The sequence below is a fragment of the Microbacterium sp. Leaf179 genome, from assembly GCF_001423785.1.
In the GTDB taxonomy this organism is placed as follows: domain Bacteria; phylum Actinomycetota; class Actinomycetes; order Actinomycetales; family Microbacteriaceae; genus Microbacterium.
Genome location: NZ_LMPH01000002.1, coordinates 467,630 through 484,495, shown reverse-complemented (window position 1 = coordinate 484,495; position 16,866 = coordinate 467,630). Strand labels below are relative to the sequence as shown.

The following is a 16,866-nucleotide window of genomic DNA, read 5'->3' as shown; positions in this document are numbered from 1 at the left end:
TCGGCTCGGCTGCGCGGGGCTGCGGCGCGGGGCCGCTGCGCGGGACGGCTGCGCGGGGCTGCGGCGCGGGGCGGCGGCGCGGGGCCGCGCGCGGGGCTGCGGCGCGGCAGGGCGGCGCGGCGGCGGACGGAGAGGGCGGCGACCGGAAGCGGCGGGAACACCGCGCGCACGCGGTGTCCGCTGTCGATCGCGGCGCGGCTCAGGCCGACGGACGGCCGTGCGTCAGGCGCCGCAGCCGAGGCGTGACTGGATGTCGCGCATCGCGTCGATCTCGGCGGACTGACCGCTCACGATCGTGCCGGCCACCTCGGCCACGCGGGGCTCGTCGCCGAGCTCGATGATGGCCTCGGCCATGGGGATCGCGCCCTGGTGGTGGCGGATCATCAGCTCGAGGAACAGGCAGTCGGCGGGTTGCCCGTCGAGGGTGCGGAGTCGGTCGAGCTGCGCGTCGGTGGCCATGCCCATCTCGCCGAGCAGCTGCTCCTGCGTGAGGGCGGAGGTGTCGCCGTGGCTGTGCTCGCCCGACTTCTCCATCCACGTCATCAGCGGCTGATCCGAGGCTTGGGGCAGACCCCACTCGACGAGCCAGCCGTACATCTCGCCCCGCTGACCGGACTGCGTGGTCGCGATGTCGTACGAGAGGGCGCGCAACTCGTCGTCGGCGGTCTTGCGGTAGATCTCCATGGCCATGAGGACCGCCTGGGTGTGGTGCACCTGCATGTCGCGGGCGAAGCCGGCGTCGGCGGAGGTCGTCGAGGGGTGCGCCGGCGCGGCCGTCGCGCCGAACGCCGTGAAGCGTCCGATCGCGAAGGCCACGGCGACGACCGCCACGGCGATGAGGGCGACGACGGCCCACCGGACCGCGGGGCGTGCGACCGGGGCGTCGTCGGTCATCAGGCCTTGCCCGGACCTTCCACGCCACCCGAGCACGCGGCGTTCGGCTCGGGGGCGTTCTGGCTGCGCCAGAACTCGGTGAAGAACTCCCCGATGCGCGGGTCGCTCGGATCGTCGAGCTTCAGCTGGTGGTTCCAGGCGCTGACGGCGACGGGGGTGTCCATGTCGGGGTACGGCGAGAGGATCGCGTAGCTCGAGGGCAGAACCGCCTTCAGGGCGTCGATGCCGGCCTCGTCCACGCGGGCGGGGTCGTAGGTGACCCAGATGGCGCCGTGCTCCATGGAGTGCACGGCGTTCTCGTTCTGCTGGGGCTCGGTGTAGACGCCGCAGTTGAGCCAGATCGGGTTGTGCGGGCCGCCGGCGGGAGGGGTCTGGTCGTACGTGACCGCATCTTGCACGTGATCGGAGCGGTTCTCGAAGGTCTGCACCCCGTCGATCTCGCGCCCGGTGCTGTTGCCGGCCTGGTAGCTCGTGGGGGGCTCGGGGGCGAAGGCGAAGGATGCCACGACCAGGCCGATCACCGCGAGGGCCGCCGTGGAACCGACGACCCACCAGACCAGCTTTCCGCGCTTTCGGCGCGCCATCTGCTTCTGGTATTCGGCGAGCTTCTGCTGCCGTTTCTGCTCGCGCTGCTGCTTGACGGTGAGGTCGATGTCGGCCTGCTTCGCGGGGTTGCCGCTCGCGCGCTTGTCGGAGGGGGAAGTCATGCGCTGTGTTCTGTCTCTCTTCGGGGCGGGACACATCGGCATGCGCCGACGATCCCAGCCTATTCGGGTGAATGGGCCGGTGGCCTGGGAGGAACCCGCGAGCCGGGATGGTGGCGCACGGGGTGGGACGCTAGTATTAACGACGTCGAATCGATTCGAGGTTCGACGATCCCCCCTTTTTTTTCTCAGCCCGACTCGTTCGGGCTGTCCGTGTTGCGAAACGAAACTGACGCGTGCTCGATACTGCTTCCCACCCCGTGATCCCCGCAGCGGCTGCCGCCGCGCAGACCCCCACCGGCGCCATCCGCGCGCTGGGCAAGAACCCCGCCACCGCACCGATCGTGCTGCACCCGGGCGACGCGATCCCCGCGTCGCGCCGCGTGCTGTACATCATCGTGCTCGGCGCACTGACGGCCCTCGGCCCGTTCACCATCGACCTCTACCTGCCGGCGTTCCCGGTTCTCGAGGCCGACTTCCAGACCTCGGCGGCGGCGATCCAGCTGACCCTCACGGGCACGATGATCGGCTTCGCCCTCGGCCAGCTGATCGTCGGGCCCCTCAGCGACAAGGTCGGGCGCCGTCTTCCCCTGCTGTCGGTGACCGCCCTGCACGTGGCCGCGAGCATCTTCGCCGCCCTCGCGCCGACGCTCGAGACGCTCTCGATCGCGCGCGTGCTGATGGGCGCGGGAGCCGCCGCCGGCGGTGTCGTCGCCGCGGCGATCATCCGCGACCTCTTCGGGGGGCGCCGCCTGGTGGTCATGCTCTCGCGCATGGCGATGGTGTCGGGCGTCGCACCCGTGCTGGCTCCGCTCGCGGGTTCCGCGCTGCTGCTGGTGATGAACTGGCGGGGCATCTTCGTCGTGCTCGCCGTGTACGGCGCGGTCATGCTCGTGTCGGCCATCCTGTTCGTGCCCGAGACCCTTCCGGCGGCCCGCCGCGGCGGCCCGGGAGCCACCACGGTGTGGCAGCGGTACGCGAGCGTCTTCCGCGACCGCGTCTTCATCGGCGTGCTGATCATCGGGGCGATGACCTTCAGCGGTCTGTTCTCGTACCTCTCGGCGTCGTCGTTCCTGTTCCAGGTGACCTACGGCTTCAACGCCCAGCTGTACGGCGTGCTGTTCGCGGCCAACTCGGTCGGCGTGGTCGTCGGCGTGCAGGTCGCGTCACGTCTCGCGGCCCGCTTCGGCCCCCAGTGGGTGATGGCCTTCTCGACCGCGGTGCTCGTGCTCGCCGGGGGTGCCATCGTGGTGACCGACCAGTTGGGACTGGGACTGTGGGGGACCATCGTGCCCCTGTTCTTCTTCATGACCGCGTGCGGCTTCACCTTCCCGTGCGCGCAGGTGCTCGCCCTCGACCGGCACGGCAAGGCCGCGGGGACGGCGCAATCGATCATTGGCGCGGCCAACTTCGGCATCGCCGGCATCATCTCGCCCCTCGTCGGGCTGCTGGCCACCGGATCGGGCATCACCGCCACGACCATGGCATCCGTGATGCTCGGGTGCGCGGTCATCGGCGTGATCTCGCTCTGGGTGCTCGTGCGCCCGCGCACGGTCGAGCGCCTCGCGCCCTGACCTCCCGGCGACACCCCGCCGACACCGGCGGCCGCGAACAGTAGCAGAGCGGGCGTCGGTGTTCCGCGGGGCCTCGGCGAGCGGCATCATGGGTCAATGGATGCCGCTGCGACCGACGACCCCGTTCTCGATGCGCGCCCGCAGCGGTTCCGCGCCGTCGTCGGAGTGGTGCTGGTGGCTGTGGCGTGCGGCCTGGGGGCGTGGGTGTACTTCCGCGGCCCGAGCCCGTTCGCGGTGGACGTCTGGTGGAACCAGTTGTTCGCGGCGGCGCCGTCGCAGCCGCTGTTCGTCTTCGCGCTCGCGATGGACCAGGTGGGCGGTCACCTCACCGCGGTGCTGATCATTCCGCTCGGAGGGGCGCTCGTGCTGTTCCTGTCGCGGCGGCGATGGTCGGCACTGTACTTCCTGACCGCGTCGGCGGGCAGCGCCCTGTTCGTGCAGGTGCTGAAACAGACCTTCGGTCGCGCTCGTCCCGAAGACATCCTCATCCTCAGCGACTACGGCTCCTTCCCCTCGGGTCATACCGCGAACGCCGCGACGATCGCGGTCGTCGCCGCGGTGATCTTCCCCCACGCGTGGGTGCGCGTGGTGGGCGTGGCCTGGATCGTGCTGATGGCGTTCAGCCGCACCTACCTGCACGCGCACTGGCTGTCGGACACCCTGGGTGGCGCTCTGGTGGGAGCGGGGGCGGCGCTCATCCTGGCCGCCGCGTTCTCGCGGTTGCGGTACCGCGACGCCGACCGACTCGTGATGAGACGCGCGCGCCGGGCGGATGCCGGGACGCGGGGCGCGTCGTAGGCTGACGCGCATGAGCGCCGCCGCCGACGAGACCCCCGCTATCTCCGACGCCGACGCCGAGGTCGCCCGTCTGAAGGCCGAGGCCGATGCCGCCGAGGCCGAGCTGCGACTCGCCCGTGCGCGCGCCGACCTGGCCGCGGCCGAGGCGACGGCTGCCCGTGCGCGCGCGGCGGCGGCGGCGCGGCCGGTGGGGGAGCCCGCGGCGGCGCCCGAGGTCGTGCCGACGACGACGGCACCCGCTCCGGCCGGCTCTGCGGCGACCGGGCGGTCCGACCCCTCCGCGTCGCCCCGCACTTCCCCGCCCGCGGACACCTCGGTCGGATCCGCCGCGTCGGGGCCGCTGTCCGGTGCCCAGGTCGCCGCCGTCGCCGCGGGCTACGCCGCCGACGGCGCGACCCTCGACCTCGGCGTGCTGATCAACGGCGGGCCGGTGGCATCCGTTCCCGTGCGCATTCCGCTGGCGATGACCAACCGCCACGGCCTGGTCGCCGGCGCCACCGGCACGGGTAAGACGCGCACCCTGCAGGTGCTCGCCGAGCAGCTGTCCGAGAACGGGGTGCCCGTGTTCGCCGCCGACATCAAGGGCGACCTCTCGGGTCTGGCCGCCCCCGGGACGCCGAGCGAGAAGCTCGCCGCGCGGACCGCCGCCCTCGGCCAGGACTGGTCGGCGCGGGCGTTCCCGACCGAGTTCTTCGCGCTCGGCGACGACGTGGGCGCGGGCATCCCCGTGCGGGCGACGGTCTCGGGCTTCGGGCCGCTGCTGCTCAGCCGTGTGCTGGGCCTGAACGCGACGCAGGAGTCGAGCCTGGGACTGGTGTTCCACTACGCCGACGAGAAGGGGCTCGCCCTCGTCGACCTGTCCGATCTGCGGGCGGTGCTGCTCCATCTGACCGCAGACGAGGGCAAGGCCGAGCTGAAGGGCATCGGCGGTTTGTCGGCCGCGACGGCGGGAGTGATCCTGCGCGAGCTCATCGCGTTCGCCGCGGCGGGCGCCGAGACCTTCTTCGGCGAGCCCGAGCTCGACGTGAGCGTGTTCCTGCGCACCGATGCCACGGGTGCCGGCATCGTGAGCCTGCTCGAAGTGCCCAACGTGGCCGCGCGACCCGAGCTGTTCTCGACGTTCCTCATGTACCTGCTCGCGGAGCTGTACGAGACGCTCCCCGAGGTCGGCGATCTCGACAAGCCCAAACTCGTGTTCTTCTTCGACGAGGCGCACCTGCTGTTCCGCGACGCGTCGAAGGCGTTCCTCGCCGCGATCACCCAGACGGTGCGGCTGATCCGCTCGAAGGGCGTCGGGGTCTTCTTCGTGACCCAGACGCCGAAGGACGTTCCCGGTGACGTGCTCGCCCAGCTCGGCTCGCGCGTGCAGCACGCCCTGCGGGCCTTCACCCCCGACGATGCGACGGCGCTGCGGGCCTCGGTGCGCACGTACCCCGACTCGGGCTACGACCTCGAACGCGTGCTGCAGGAGCTCGGCACGGGCGAAGCGATCGTCACCGTCATGAGCGAGCGCGGGGCGCCCACCCCGGTCGCCTGGACACGCCTGTTCGCCCCGCGGGCGTCGATGGCGCCGATCAGCGCCGACGCGATGGTCGCGGCGGTCTCGTCATCGCCCCTCTTCTCGACCTACGGCACCCCCGTGGATCCCGAGTCCGCGCGCGAGATCCTCGGCGCGCGCCTGCAGGCCGCGACCGATGCGCAAGAGGCCATCGAGCGGGCGAAGAAGGCCGCCGCCGACGAGGCCGAGTTCGAGAAACAGAAGGCCGCTATCGACAAGGCCCGCGCCGACGCGCAGAAGAAGGCGCAGCGCGAGTACGACCGGATCCTCAAGACCACCGCGGCCCCGCGGCGTCGGGCGAGCACCCCGACGGCGCCTCTCGACGATCTGCTGGGGCGCGGGGCGACGAAGAGCATCGTGTCGGGGGTCATCCGCGGACTGTTCGGCAACGGGCGTCGGCGCTGAGCGTGTGCCCGGTCGGGCGGCGTCGTGCCACCGACCCGGGAAGACCGGAAGGGGGAGGGATGCCGTGACCTCCGGCATCCCTCCCCGTTCCGGCGCGGCTACGAGCGGCGGATCTGCAGCGGCATGGTCGAGGTGTCGATGAGTGGGTCGTCGTCCTGCCGCTCGACGAGGGCCTCGGCCTCGGCCGTGGTCTCGACGGTGGGCATCGATCCGAGCAGCGGTCGGCGGGCCGTCTCGCGCATGGAGAGAAGGGCGACCAGCCCCAGAGCGGCAAAGAACATGATGTAGAACGCCGGCATGAGGGTGTTGCCGGTCAGGTCGATGAGCGCCTGACTGAACAGCGGGGTGGTGCCGCCGAACAGCGACACGGCGATGTTGTAGGCGACGGCCATCGCCCCGAACCGCGACGCGGTGGGGAACAGGGCCGGCAGAGCGGATGCCGAGATGGCGACGTAGAACGCCACCGGCACCGCCGCCATGCACAGGGCGATCATCACCGCCCACAGCTCACCGATCTGCATGATGAGGAACGCCGGAACCAGCAGCACCAGGGCGGACACCGCGGCGATGGCGTACACGGGCTTTCGGCCGATCCGATCGCTCAGGCGACCGATCAGGGGGAGGGCTGCCGACATGACCAGCAGAACCGGTACGGTCGCCACCGCGGCCGACAGGTTGGATACCCCCACCTCTTTCTCGAGGTAGGTCGGCATGTAGCTGGTGAGGGCGTATCCGGCGGTGTTGGTGGCGGCGACGAGGGCGATACCGATCAGGAGCGCCCTCCAGTGGTGCCGCACGATGCCGATCAGACCCTGGCGGGCCATCGGGTCGTCCGCATCGATCTCGGCCGAGCCGGTGTGCTCGAAGGCGGGCGTCTCGGGAATGCGCAGACGGAAGTAGATCGCGACGATTCCGAGCGGGATCGCCAACAGGAACGGGATGCGCCACCCGTAGTCGACCATGGCGTTCTCACCCGAGATCGACGTGGTGATCGCGGTGGTGATCGCCACGGCCGAGGCGCCGGCGGCGAAGCCGACGTACGACCCGACATCGAGCCACGACGACCAGAATCCGCGCCGGCGGTCGGGGGAGAACTCCGAGACATAGGTGGTCGCCCCGGCGTACTCGCCGCCGGTCGAGAAGCCCTGCACCATCTTGAGCAGGTACAGGGGGACGATCGCCCACAGTCCGATCTGCGCGGAGGTGGGGAGGATGCCGATGAGCGCGGTGGCCGCGGCCATCATCGCCATCGTGAGGAACAGCACTTTCTGGCGGCCGATGCGGTCGCCCAGCGGGCCGAGCACGAAACCGCCGAAGGGGCGGACGAGGAAGGAGATGGCGAAGCCGAGGAGCGTGACCAGCAGGTTCCAGGGGGCGGGGACGTCGGAGGCGAAGACGACGGTGAGCGTGACGGCGAGGTAGCCGTAGATACCGAAGTCGAACCACTCCATGAAGTTGCCGACGACGGTGCCGCCGATGGCGGTGCGGACGCGCTTCTTGTCGATGACGATCACGTCGTCGACCTCGAGCCGCGCGGCTTCGGATGCCGAGGGGGGTTTCTCGTTCATCGATCCAGCTTCACTCGGATCGGCTTTCGTTTCCAGTCCGGGCGCTGCGCGAGAGCGTGTGATAGCGGAAGGTCAGCACCCGATCGCCCCACCCGCGGCGGGGTGCGCGTCGAGCGGACCGGAACGATCCGGCGGCACGCGCTCACCCTCGCGTCCGTCAAGCCCCCGGTGATGTCGGATGCCGCGCGTACCGTGGCGGGCATGACCGAGCTCTCCGCCCCCACCGGCCGCGAAACCGCGCTCGTCGCCCAGCCCCGGCCCGACGGCTCGGCCCCTCGCGCCCTGGTGCTGGGTGCCACCGGATATCTGGGCGGTCGACTCGTTCCCCGACTGCTCTCGGCCGGCTACCGCGTGCGCGTGATGGCGCGCGATCCGCGCCGCGTCGAGGCGTTCCCCTGGGGTGACGAGGTCGAGACGGTCGCCGGCGACGCGACCGACGCCGATGCGGTCCGCAGCGCCGTCGAGGGCGTCGACGTGCTCTACTACCTGATCCATTCGATGGGCGGCGGCCGCGACTTCGAGGCCACCGACCGGCGCGCGTCGCAGACGGTCGCCGACGCGGCGGCGGCGGCCTCGGTGTCGCGCATCGTCTACCTCGGCGGACTGCACCCCGACGACGCCACGCTGTCGGCGCATCTGCGCTCGCGCGTCGAGGTGGGCGACATCCTGCTGGCCAGCGGTGTGCCCACGCTCGTGCTGCAGGCGGGCGTCGTCATCGGCTCGGGCTCCGCCTCGTTCGAGATGGTGCGCCACCTCACCGACGTGCTGCCGTACATGCCGGCACCCAAGTGGGTGCGCAACCACATCCAGCCGATCGCCGTGCGCGACGTGCTGCACTATCTGCTCGGAGCCGCTCGGGTCGCGCCGAACGTCAACCGCGCCGTCGACATCGGCGGCCCCGACGTGCTGCGATACGGCCAGATGATGAACGGCTACGCCCTCGAGGCCGGCTTGCACCAGCGCGCGATCGCCTCGTTGCCCGTGCTCACCCCTCGACTCGCGTCGCACTGGGTCAATCTCGTCACCCCCATCCCGAAGGCCATCGCACGACCCCTGGTCGAGTCGCTGCAGAACGACTGCGTGGTGAAGGACCGGGCGATCGACGACCTGGTGCCGCGTCCCGAGGGGGGTCTGCTGCCGTACCGCGACGCCGTTCGCCGTGCTCTCGGACGCGTGAACGACGATGCCATCGAGACCAGCTGGCAGGATGCCGAGGTCTCGGGCGTTCCGAGCGACCCGCTGCCGAGCGACCCCGACTGGGCCGGACGCCTGGTGTACACCGACGAGCGCACCATGACGACGACGGCGAACTCCGCGCAGCTGTGGTCGGTCATCGAGGGCATCGGCGGCGAGAACGGCTGGTACTCCTCGCCCCTGCTGTGGGCGATCCGCGGGTGGATGGACCGCCTGGTCGGTGGGGTGGGCCTCGCCCGCGGTCGCCGCAGCCGCTCGGTCGTGACCGTCGGCGACGCGCTCGACTTCTGGCGCGTCGAGGCCATCGAGCCCGGCCACCTGCTGCGCCTGCGCGCCGAGATGAAGGTGCCCGGGGGAGCCTGGCTCGAACTGCGCGCGACCCCCGAGGGCGACGGAGCGCGCTTCGACCAGCGCGCGCTCTTCTTTCCCACCGGTCTCGCCGGGCGCCTGTACTGGCTGGCCGTGCTTCCCTTCCACGGCCTCATCTTCAGCGGTATGGCCCAGCGCATCACCGCTGCTGCCGAGCACGTGCAGCGCGATAATCCGGAGCCGAAGGCCGAGGCGGGTCGCCTCGCGCCCGAGGTCCCCGAGGTCGAGACGGTCTGACGATGCTCTCGTGCGCGCCTCGCATCTCGTCGCGCTCGTCGGGGTTCGCCCCTCGGGCGTCTGACCTAGGCTGATCCCGTGCCGCACGTCGCCCGGGTGATCACCGTTTCCGACCGCTCTGCCGCGGGCCTGCGCGAAGACCGCGGCGGCCCGCTCGCCGTGTCGCTGCTGCGCGAGGCCGGGTTCACCTGCGCCGACGCGGTCGTCGTGCCCGACGGGGCCGACAGCGTCGAGGCCGCGCTGCGCGCCGCCGTCGCCGAGGGGCCGGGACTCATCGTCACCACGGGTGGCACGGGCATCGCGCCCCGCGACCGCACGCCCGAGGGCACCGCCCGGGTGCTCGATCGTGAGCTGCCCGGTGTCGCCGAAGAGCTGCGTCGTCGGGGCCTCGCCGACACCCCCCTGTCGGTCATCTCGCGCGGGCTGGCGGGGGTCGTCGACCCCGGGGTGCTCGTCGTCAACCTTCCCGGATCCACGCGCGCCGTGGCATCCGGAATCACGGTGATCGCCGAGATCGCCCCGCACGTGCTCGACCAGCTCGCCGGAGGAGACCACGCATGAGTGCCGTCCGCATCGCCCGCCTGTCGGAGCAGCCGCTCGACCTCGACGTGCACCTCGACGCCGTCGAGGACCCCTCGTCGGGTGCCGTGACCACCTTCGTCGGGCGCGTCCGCGACACCGACCCCGATGCCTCCGACGCGGTGGTCGCCCTGGAGTACAGCGCGCACCCCGACGCCGAGCAGGCGCTTCACCGCATCGCCGAGGACGCAGCTGCCGGCACCGACGCGATCGTCGCCGTCAGCCACCGCGTCGGGCGACTGGGCGTGGGCGATGCGGCCGTGATCATCGCCGTGGCATCCGGTCACCGCGCCGCGGCGTTCGAGGTGTGCCGCACGGTGATCGAGACGATCAAGACCGACCTCCCCGTGTGGAAGCGTCAGGTCGAGGCCGACGGCACCACGGAGTGGAAGGGTCTGGGCGGGTAGGTATCAGATCTGATGCCCTCCGGGCGTCGGCCGTTGGAGGTGCAGCGAGTGACGCTCCCCTCCGGGGGAGGGGTCACGGTCCCGACCGTCGCCGAGATCGCCCGCATCAAGGGTTTCCTGATCGTCAAGCGCAGTCAGATGCGCGACTACCTGGACGTCGCCGCGCGTCGCTTCGTGAGGCGCGCTCAGCCGCCCGCGAAGGGCGGCAGCACGTCGACGTGGGTCGCGCCGGTGAGCGCCACGTCGTCGTCGTGGCGCGCGCCGTCGACGAGCACGGCGCAGCGATCCAGGATGCCGACGAGGGCGGGGTGGGCGGCGGCGATCGCCGTGCGAAGCGCGACGAGGGTCGTCTCGGCGCGGTCTTCGGCATCCGTGCCGGCGGCCTCGGCGGCGGCGGCGAAGTAGCGGACGCGGACGCTCATGCGAGCGTCCCGTCCGCGGCATCCGACTCGCCCGGACGCCGCCAGTCGCCCGACTTGCCGCCGGTCTTCGACACGATGCGCACGTTCTCGATGAAGGTGCCCTTGTCCATGCCTTTCACCATGTCGACGATGGCGAGGGCGGCGACCGAGACGCTCGTGAGCGCCTCCATCTCGACGCCGGTGCGGTCGGCGGTGCCGACGGTGGCCTCGATCTCGACGCCGTCGTCGGTGATCTCGAGCTCCACCGAGGCGCGGTGCACGCCGATGACGTGGGCCAGCGGCAGCAGAGCCGGAGTCGACTTGGCGGCCTGGATGCCGGAGATCCGCGCCACGGCCAGCACATCGCCCTTGGGGGTGGTGCCGTCGCGGAGGGCCGCGACCACCTCGGGCGCGCACCGCACGAAGCCCCGCGCGGTCGCCGAGCGCACGGTGGGCTGCTTGAGCGTGACGTCGACCATGCGGGCGTGGCCCGTGGCATCCAGGTGGGTGAAGGTCATGGAATCAGCATGACATCGAGCGGGTCGCCCACGGCGACGGCCGACACGTCGGCGGGGACGATCGCGAAGGCCTCGGCGCGAGCGAGCGAGGCCGCGAGGTGCGAACCCGACCCTCCGGCCGTGGCCGGGCGCACGGTTCCGGCGACCAGATCGACCGCGGCGGGGAGGTACTGGCGGCGTCCGGGCGGAGTCGTCCAGCTCTCGGATGCCGTGAGGCGGGCGAGGCGTCGGTCGACGTCGGCGCGCCCCTGGAGCGCCAGCAGGGCGGGGCGCACGAACACCTCGAACGACACCGCGACGCTCACGGGATTGCCGGGCAGACCGAAGACGAGGCGACCGTCGGGGAGGACGCCGAAGGCCTGCGGCTTGCCGGGCTGCATGGCGATCCTGTCGAAGGCGATGCGGTCGGCGAGTGCCAGCCGTACGGGCTCGTAGGCGCCCGCGCTCACTCCGCCGGTGAACACGACGACATCGGCGCGCGCCGCGCGGGCGAGCACGGCGTCGATGCCGGCGGGGTCGTCGCCGACGCGGTCGACGAGGTCGATCTCGGCGTCGGCCTCGGTGACGAGCGCGGTCAGCAGCGTCGCATTGGAATCGGGGGTCTGGCCGCGTTCGGGCGCTGCACCGGGGGCGACGAGTTCGCTGCCGGTCGACACGATCGCCACGCGGGGGCGGCGCGTGACCGACACGGTGTCGACGCCGGCGGCGGCCGCCGCGGCCAGGGCGAAGGCGCCGAGACGCTCTCCGGGCGAGAGCACGATGTCACCCGCGCGCGTATCGCCGCCGCGGCGACGGATGAAGGCTCCCGCAGCGGCGGGACCCCGGCGCACCTCGACCGAGCCGAGCGAGTCGGCGAGGCCCCCGGCCGTGTCCTCGAACGGCACGATGGCGTCGGCGTCGGCGGGAACGGCCGCGCCCGTCATGATGCGCGCGGCCTCACCCGTCGCGAGCGTCGGGTCGTCGGCGGTGCCGGCCGGCAGATCGGCCACGACCCTCAGGGTCACCGGGGTCTCGGCATCCGCCCCCTCGACATCGGCGAAGCGCACGGCGAAGCCGTCCATCGACGAATTGTCGAAACCGGGCAGGTCGTGGGCGGCGAGCACGGGCTCGGCGAGGGTGCGTCCGGCCGCGGCAGCCAGCGGCACCTCTTCGGCGGGAAGCGGCGCGACGGCGGCGAGCACGCGGTCGCGGTGCTGTTCGACGGTGAGCAGCGGGGTCATCGGGGCCTCCGGGATCTGGGCGAGACGGGTCACGGGTGCCGCGCGGGCACGAGCGGGAGGACGTCGTGACGCGCGCGGAGCGCGTCGATCACGACGAGTCGGCCGAGGAGCGGTTCTCCGGCGCCGGTGATCAGCTTGATCGCCTCGGTCGCGAGCAGCCCGCCGACCTGTACGCAGAGCGAGCCGAGCACGCCGACCTGCGCGCACGTGGGCGGTTCTCCGGCCGAGCCGGGAGGGAACAGATCGCCGAGCACCACGGGCACGTGGCCCTCGGGCGGGGCGGACCAGAACACGGTCACCTGCGCCGCCCACTCCTGCACGGCTCCCCAGACGAGGGGGATGCCGAGGGACTCGGTCGCGGCGGCGACGGCCTCGCGCGTGTCGAAGGTGTCGCTTCCGTCGATGACGAGATCGGCGCCCTCGAACAGCTCGCGGGCATTGTCGGGGGTCAGTCGTACGGTGTGCTCGCGCACGACGGTGAGGGGGGAGAGGTCGCGAACGGCGCGGGCGGCGGATGCCGTCTTGGCGGTGCCGATGTCGTCGACGCGGTGCATCAGCTGACGCTGCAGGTTGGTGCGCTCCACGACGTCGTCGTCGATGACGATGAGTTCGCCGACACCGGCGGCCGCGAGCGACAGCAGCACGGGGGAGCCGAGACCGCCGGCGCCGACGACGGCGATGCGGGCGGCCGCCAGACGCCGCTGTCCCTCCTCGCCGATGCCGAGCAGCACGGCGTGGCGGGCGGTGCGGATCAGCTCCTCGGGGGCGAGGGATGCCACCGGCTCGACGAGCGGCTTCATCCGCCGATCGCGCTCATCGTGCGCTCGGGCTGCACGAAGTCGGCTCGTGCCAGACCGACCGTGTCGGAACCGTGGGCGCGGGGCTTGGCCCACATCGCGTCGCGCCACACCTGCGCGAGGCCCTCGTCGTCGGCGCCGTCGCGCAGCACGCTCAGCAGGTCGGTCTCTTCGTGCGAGAACAGGCACGAGCGGATGCGGCCGTCGGCGGTGACGCGCGTGCGCGAGCAGGCGTTGCAGAACGGCTCGGTGACCGACGAGATGATGCCGACGTGACCGGCCAGGGCGGTCTCACCGTGGCGGCGCACCTCCCAGCGCTCGGCGGGCGCGGCACCGCGGCCGCGGGGATCGGCCGACAGCTCGAAGGCCTCGCCGATCGCGGCCCGGATGTCGCGGGCGGGAATGACGTTCGTCGCGGTCCACGAGCGGTCGCCGTCGAGGGGCATGTCCTCGATGAAACGCATCTCGAAGCCGTTCGACACCGCCCACTCGACCAGCGGCACGACCTCGGTGTCGTTGATGCCGCGCAGCAGCACGGCGTTGATCTTGATCGGGCCGAGGCCCGCGGCGCGAGCGGCCTGCAGGCCCGCGAGCACCTTGTCGAGGTGGGGGCGGCGGGTGAGAGAGGCGAAGGTCTCGGCGTGCAGGGTGTCGAGCGACACGTTCAGGCGGGTGAGGCCCGCGTCTTTCAACGCCTGGGCGCGGCGATCGAGACCGACCGCGTTCGTGGTCAGCGCGATCGGCAGGTCGGGATTGTCTTCGCGGATGCCGGCGATGATGAACTCGAGGTCCTTGCGCACGAGCGGCTCGCCGCCGGTGATGCGCAGCTCTTCGGCGCCCAGCGACTGCACGGCCACGCGGACGATCCGGCGGATCTCGTCGGTCGTCATGAGCTGCGACTGGGGGAGCCAGGGCAGTCCGTCGGCGGGCATGCAGTACGTGCAGCGAAGGTTGCACTTGTCGATGACCGAGACGCGCAGGTCGCGGGCGGTGCGACCGAAGCGGTCGAGCAGTCCGCCCTCTTGCGGGGCGCCGGTCGCGCGGACGGCGCCGGGTTCGCGTTGCGGTTCTGCCGTGCGCGATGATCCCGTGCGCGGTTCGCCCGTGCGCGGTGCGCCGGTGGCGCGGATCGCGCCCAGCTGGCCCGCCGGGGCGCCCGCGGTCACGGTGGCGCCGAGCGGTACGACGACCGGGCCCGGCCTCGTGGTGGTGTGCTCGGCATCCATGAGTCGAGCCTAAGCGCGCGGGGGCGGGGGAGGGCGGTGGGGAGCTACGGGGAATCTCCTGGTGTGACAGCTCCGCGAACCGCGCGGGCGATACGGTCGTCGCATGCCGAACACCTTCCGCATCGCCACGGCCGCGCGCCTGCTCGGCGTCAGCGACGACACCGTCCGCCGCTGGATCGACCAGGGCGTGCTGCCGACGACGGGTGCCTCGCCCGTCGAGATCCCGGGGGCGGCCCTCGCGGAGCGGGCCGTGGCGCTCGCCGACGAGCCCGACGACCCGACCGGGGTCGCCTCGAGCGCGCGCAACCGCTTCGTCGGCATCGTCACGCGCGTGCGGATCGACGGCGTCATGGCGCAGGTCGACCTGCAGTGCGGGCCGCACCGCGTGGTGTCGCTGATGTCGGCCGAGGCGGCGGAAGAGCTGGCGCTCGCCCCGGGGTCGCTCGCGGTGGCCTCGGTGAAGGCGACGGTCGTGACCGTGGAGGCTCCGCGGGCGTGAGGCGGCGGCCTCGCTGAGCGCCCGACGCGGGCGTGGCTGGCCGGGGTCGACGGGCGGCCGAGCGGGCGTGACTCGCCGGCCTCGACGGGCGGTCGACGCGGGCCGAACTCCTGAGTTTCGGGGCCCGGCGCGCCGGATGGTGCCCGAGGGTGGCCTGGACGCCGTATTTCTCAGGAGTTCGGCTCGGCACGACGGTGGTGACGTGGAGCGCCGGAAGGGCGAGTGCGGAGAATTGCGGCCATATTGTCCGCAAATGAGGGCACAATGGAGGTCGCGGGCCGCCGGCGCCGCCGAAAGGAACACAGTGCGCCGCCCCCTCCGTCTTCTCGTCGTCCTCGCCGCTGCCGCCCTGCTCGCCGCCTGCGCGAGCCCGACGGCATCCCCCGCCCCCGCGGCATCCGGGTCCGCCGCGTCCGCAGCCACGCTCGACGGAACCGTCGAGGTGTACGCCGCCGCCTCGCTGCAGCGGTCGTTCGACGAGATCGCCACGGCCTTCGAGGCCGCCCACCCCGGGGTCACTGTGAGCGCCGTCTACGACGGCTCGAGCACCCTCGCCACGCAGATCGGCGAGGGCGCGCCCGCCGACGTCTTCGCCTCGGCCGACGAGAAGAACATGGCGAAGGTGACGGATCAGGCCCCCGACCCGCAGCTGTTCGCGGGCAACACGCTCGTCATCGCGGTGCCCACCGGCAACCCCGGCGCGGTGTCGACCCTCGCCGACCTCGCGCGCGTGACCACGGTGCTGTGCGCCCCCGAGGTGCCGTGCGGCGCGGCGTCGGCGACGCTGCTGTCGAGCGCCGGCGTCACGGTGACGCCCGCCAGCGCCGAGCAGAACGTCACCGCCGTGCTCACCAAGATCGCCGCCGGCGAAGCGGATGCCGGACTCGTCTACGCCACCGACGTGGTCGGCCGGGATGACGTCGAGGCCATCGTGCCCGACGGCGCCGACGCCGTGGTGAACCGCTACCCGATCGCCGCCCTCGCCGACGCCCCGAACCCCGACGCGGCCGCGGCGTTCGTCGCCTTCGTGCTCTCCGACGACGGTCAGCGGATCCTCGCCGACGCCGGGTTCCGCGCCCCGTGAGAGCGGCGGGCTACGTTCCGCGCTGGCTGATCGTGCCGGCGGTCGTCGGGCTGCTCTTCCTGCTCGTGCCCCTGACCGCGCTCATCGCCCGGGTGCAGTGGGCGACGCTCTGGAGCGATGTGACCTCGGAGGCCGCGCTTTCGGCGCTCGGCCTGTCGCTGGGCACGGGGGCGGTGGCCACCGTGCTCTGCGCGATCGTCGGCATCCCTCTCGCGCTCGTGATCGCGCGGAGCCCGGGGCGCACGGCGGCGCTGCTGCGGGCGCTGGTCACCGTTCCGCTCGTGCTGCCGCCCATGGTCGGCGGCGTCGCCCTGCTGTACCTGTTCGGGCGGAACGGGTGGTTCGGCGCGCTCGGACTGCCGTTCACCACCCCCGCCGTCGTGCTCGCTCAGGTGTTCGTGGCCCTGCCGTTCCTCGTGCTCGCGGTCGAGGGGTCTCTGCGCAGCACCGGTGTCGAGTTCGAGCGGGCGGCGGCGTCTCTCGGGGCGAGCCGCGCGACGATCCTGCGCCGGATCACGCTGCCGCTGGCCGCCCCCGGCATCGTCGCGGGGATCGTGCTGTGCTTCGCTCGCGCGATCGGCGAGTTCGGTGCGACCGCGTTGTTCGCCGGGAACCGCCCCGGGGTCACGCAGACGATGCCGCTGGCGATATACACGGCGTTCAACGGCGCGGGCGTCTCGCAGGGCACCGCGGTCGCGCTGTCGCTCCTGCTGCTGATCACGGCGGTCGCGGTTCTGCTGCTCGTGCGCGGGTGGCGGCCGGGGGTGGGGCGATGAGCGGGGGCGGCGCTGAGGACCAAGGCGGTGCGCGATCCGTCGGCGGGTCGTCGAGGGG

At 72.3% G+C, this 16,866-nt stretch carries 17 protein-coding genes; 9 read left to right on the top strand and 8 right to left on the bottom strand.

Annotated features, from left to right (window positions below; translation table 11 throughout):
* Positions 1–222 precede the first annotated feature (222 nt).
* Both ASF96_RS09785 and ASF96_RS09780 read right to left on the bottom strand, forming a co-directional pair.
* The gene (locus ASF96_RS09785) at positions 223–894 is read right to left on the bottom strand and encodes a DUF305 domain-containing protein (RefSeq protein WP_055938583.1); all 672 of its coding nucleotides are present in this window, start codon (positions 892–894) and stop codon (positions 223–225) included.
* On the bottom strand, positions 894–1,601 hold the full coding sequence (locus ASF96_RS09780; RefSeq protein ID WP_055838789.1) for a DUF3105 domain-containing protein: 708 nt from the start codon (positions 1,599–1,601) through the stop codon (positions 894–896). The genes ASF96_RS09785 and ASF96_RS09780 overlap by 1 nt, the downstream gene beginning before the upstream one ends.
* Before the next feature lie 233 nt (positions 1,602–1,834).
* Between ASF96_RS09780 and ASF96_RS09775 the strand changes: the two genes are divergently transcribed.
* From ASF96_RS09775 to ASF96_RS09765, 3 genes are all read left to right on the top strand, one after another.
* Entirely contained in the window at positions 1,835–3,172 is a 1,338-nt protein-coding gene (locus ASF96_RS09775) for a multidrug effflux MFS transporter (RefSeq protein ID WP_191915955.1), read from the top strand.
* Between the two features lie 96 nt (positions 3,173–3,268).
* A complete protein-coding gene (locus ASF96_RS09770) occupies positions 3,269–3,970 on the top strand; it encodes a phosphatase PAP2 family protein (RefSeq protein ID WP_055938579.1) in 702 nt (233 codons plus the stop codon).
* A gap of 10 nt (positions 3,971–3,980) precedes the next feature.
* A complete protein-coding gene (locus tag ASF96_RS09765) occupies positions 3,981–5,933 on the top strand; it encodes a helicase HerA-like domain-containing protein (RefSeq protein WP_055938577.1) in 1,953 nt (650 codons plus the stop codon).
* Between the two features lie 98 nt (positions 5,934–6,031).
* Here ASF96_RS09765 and ASF96_RS09760 read toward each other — a convergent pair whose 3' ends face one another.
* Positions 6,032–7,501, bottom strand: coding sequence for an MFS transporter (locus tag ASF96_RS09760; protein ID WP_055938575.1), 1,470 nt, complete (start codon positions 7,499–7,501; stop codon positions 6,032–6,034).
* 201 nt (positions 7,502–7,702) lie between these two features.
* Between ASF96_RS09760 and ASF96_RS09755 the strand changes: the two genes are divergently transcribed.
* The 3 genes from ASF96_RS09755 (at position 7,703) to ASF96_RS09745 (ending at position 10,287) form a co-directional block, all read left to right on the top strand.
* Complete coding sequence (locus ASF96_RS09755; RefSeq protein WP_055939422.1) at positions 7,703–9,301, top strand: SDR family oxidoreductase; 1,599 nt, start codon at positions 7,703–7,705, stop codon at positions 9,299–9,301.
* 78 nt (positions 9,302–9,379) lie between these two features.
* Positions 9,380–9,862, top strand: coding sequence for a MogA/MoaB family molybdenum cofactor biosynthesis protein (locus ASF96_RS09750; RefSeq protein WP_055938572.1), 483 nt, complete (start codon positions 9,380–9,382; stop codon positions 9,860–9,862).
* Positions 9,859–10,287 (top strand): molybdenum cofactor biosynthesis protein MoaE, encoded by a 429-nt coding sequence (locus ASF96_RS09745; protein ID WP_055838775.1) that lies wholly within the window; start codon positions 9,859–9,861, stop codon positions 10,285–10,287. The genes ASF96_RS09750 and ASF96_RS09745 overlap by 4 nt, the downstream gene beginning before the upstream one ends.
* A gap of 185 nt (positions 10,288–10,472) precedes the next feature.
* Here the strand turns inward: ASF96_RS09745 and ASF96_RS09740 are convergent, their stop codons facing one another.
* From ASF96_RS09740 to moaA, 5 genes are read right to left on the bottom strand one after another with little or no spacing between them, the layout of a single operon-like run.
* Positions 10,473–10,709, bottom strand: coding sequence for a MoaD/ThiS family protein (locus tag ASF96_RS09740; protein ID WP_055938569.1), 237 nt, complete (start codon positions 10,707–10,709; stop codon positions 10,473–10,475).
* Positions 10,706–11,206: a cyclic pyranopterin monophosphate synthase MoaC gene (gene moaC / locus ASF96_RS09735; protein ID WP_055938566.1), complete on the bottom strand. Its 501-nt coding sequence runs from the start codon at positions 11,204–11,206 to the stop codon at positions 10,706–10,708. The genes ASF96_RS09740 and moaC overlap by 4 nt, the downstream gene beginning before the upstream one ends.
* A complete protein-coding gene (locus tag ASF96_RS09730; RefSeq protein ID WP_055939419.1) occupies positions 11,203–12,426 on the bottom strand; it encodes a molybdopterin molybdotransferase MoeA in 1,224 nt (407 codons plus the stop codon). Before ASF96_RS09730 ends, moaC begins: the two co-directional genes overlap by 4 nt.
* 29 nt (positions 12,427–12,455) lie before the next feature.
* Complete coding sequence (locus ASF96_RS09725) at positions 12,456–13,226, bottom strand: HesA/MoeB/ThiF family protein (protein ID WP_055938563.1); 771 nt, start codon at positions 13,224–13,226, stop codon at positions 12,456–12,458.
* Positions 13,223–14,449 carry a GTP 3',8-cyclase MoaA gene (gene moaA / locus ASF96_RS09720; protein ID WP_082509537.1) on the bottom strand — a complete coding sequence of 409 codons (1,227 nt, stop codon included), beginning with the start codon at positions 14,447–14,449 and terminating at the stop codon, positions 13,223–13,225. The genes ASF96_RS09725 and moaA overlap by 4 nt, the downstream gene beginning before the upstream one ends.
* Positions 14,450–14,552: 103 nt before the next feature.
* On the opposite strand from moaA, the gene ASF96_RS09715 reads away from it, so the two are divergent.
* The 3 genes from ASF96_RS09715 (at position 14,553) to modB (ending at position 16,808) form a co-directional block, all read left to right on the top strand.
* Entirely contained in the window at positions 14,553–14,948 is a 396-nt protein-coding gene (locus ASF96_RS09715; RefSeq protein ID WP_055838769.1) for a TOBE domain-containing protein, read from the top strand.
* 304 nt (positions 14,949–15,252) lie between these two features.
* Positions 15,253–16,032 carry a molybdate ABC transporter substrate-binding protein gene (gene modA / locus ASF96_RS09710; RefSeq protein WP_055938561.1) on the top strand — a complete coding sequence of 260 codons (780 nt, stop codon included), beginning with the start codon at positions 15,253–15,255 and terminating at the stop codon, positions 16,030–16,032.
* Positions 16,029–16,808, top strand: a complete 780-nt coding sequence (gene modB / locus ASF96_RS09705) for a molybdate ABC transporter permease subunit (RefSeq protein ID WP_055938558.1) — start codon at positions 16,029–16,031, stop codon at positions 16,806–16,808. Before modA ends, modB begins: the two co-directional genes overlap by 4 nt.
* Positions 16,809–16,866: the final 58 nt, after the last annotated feature.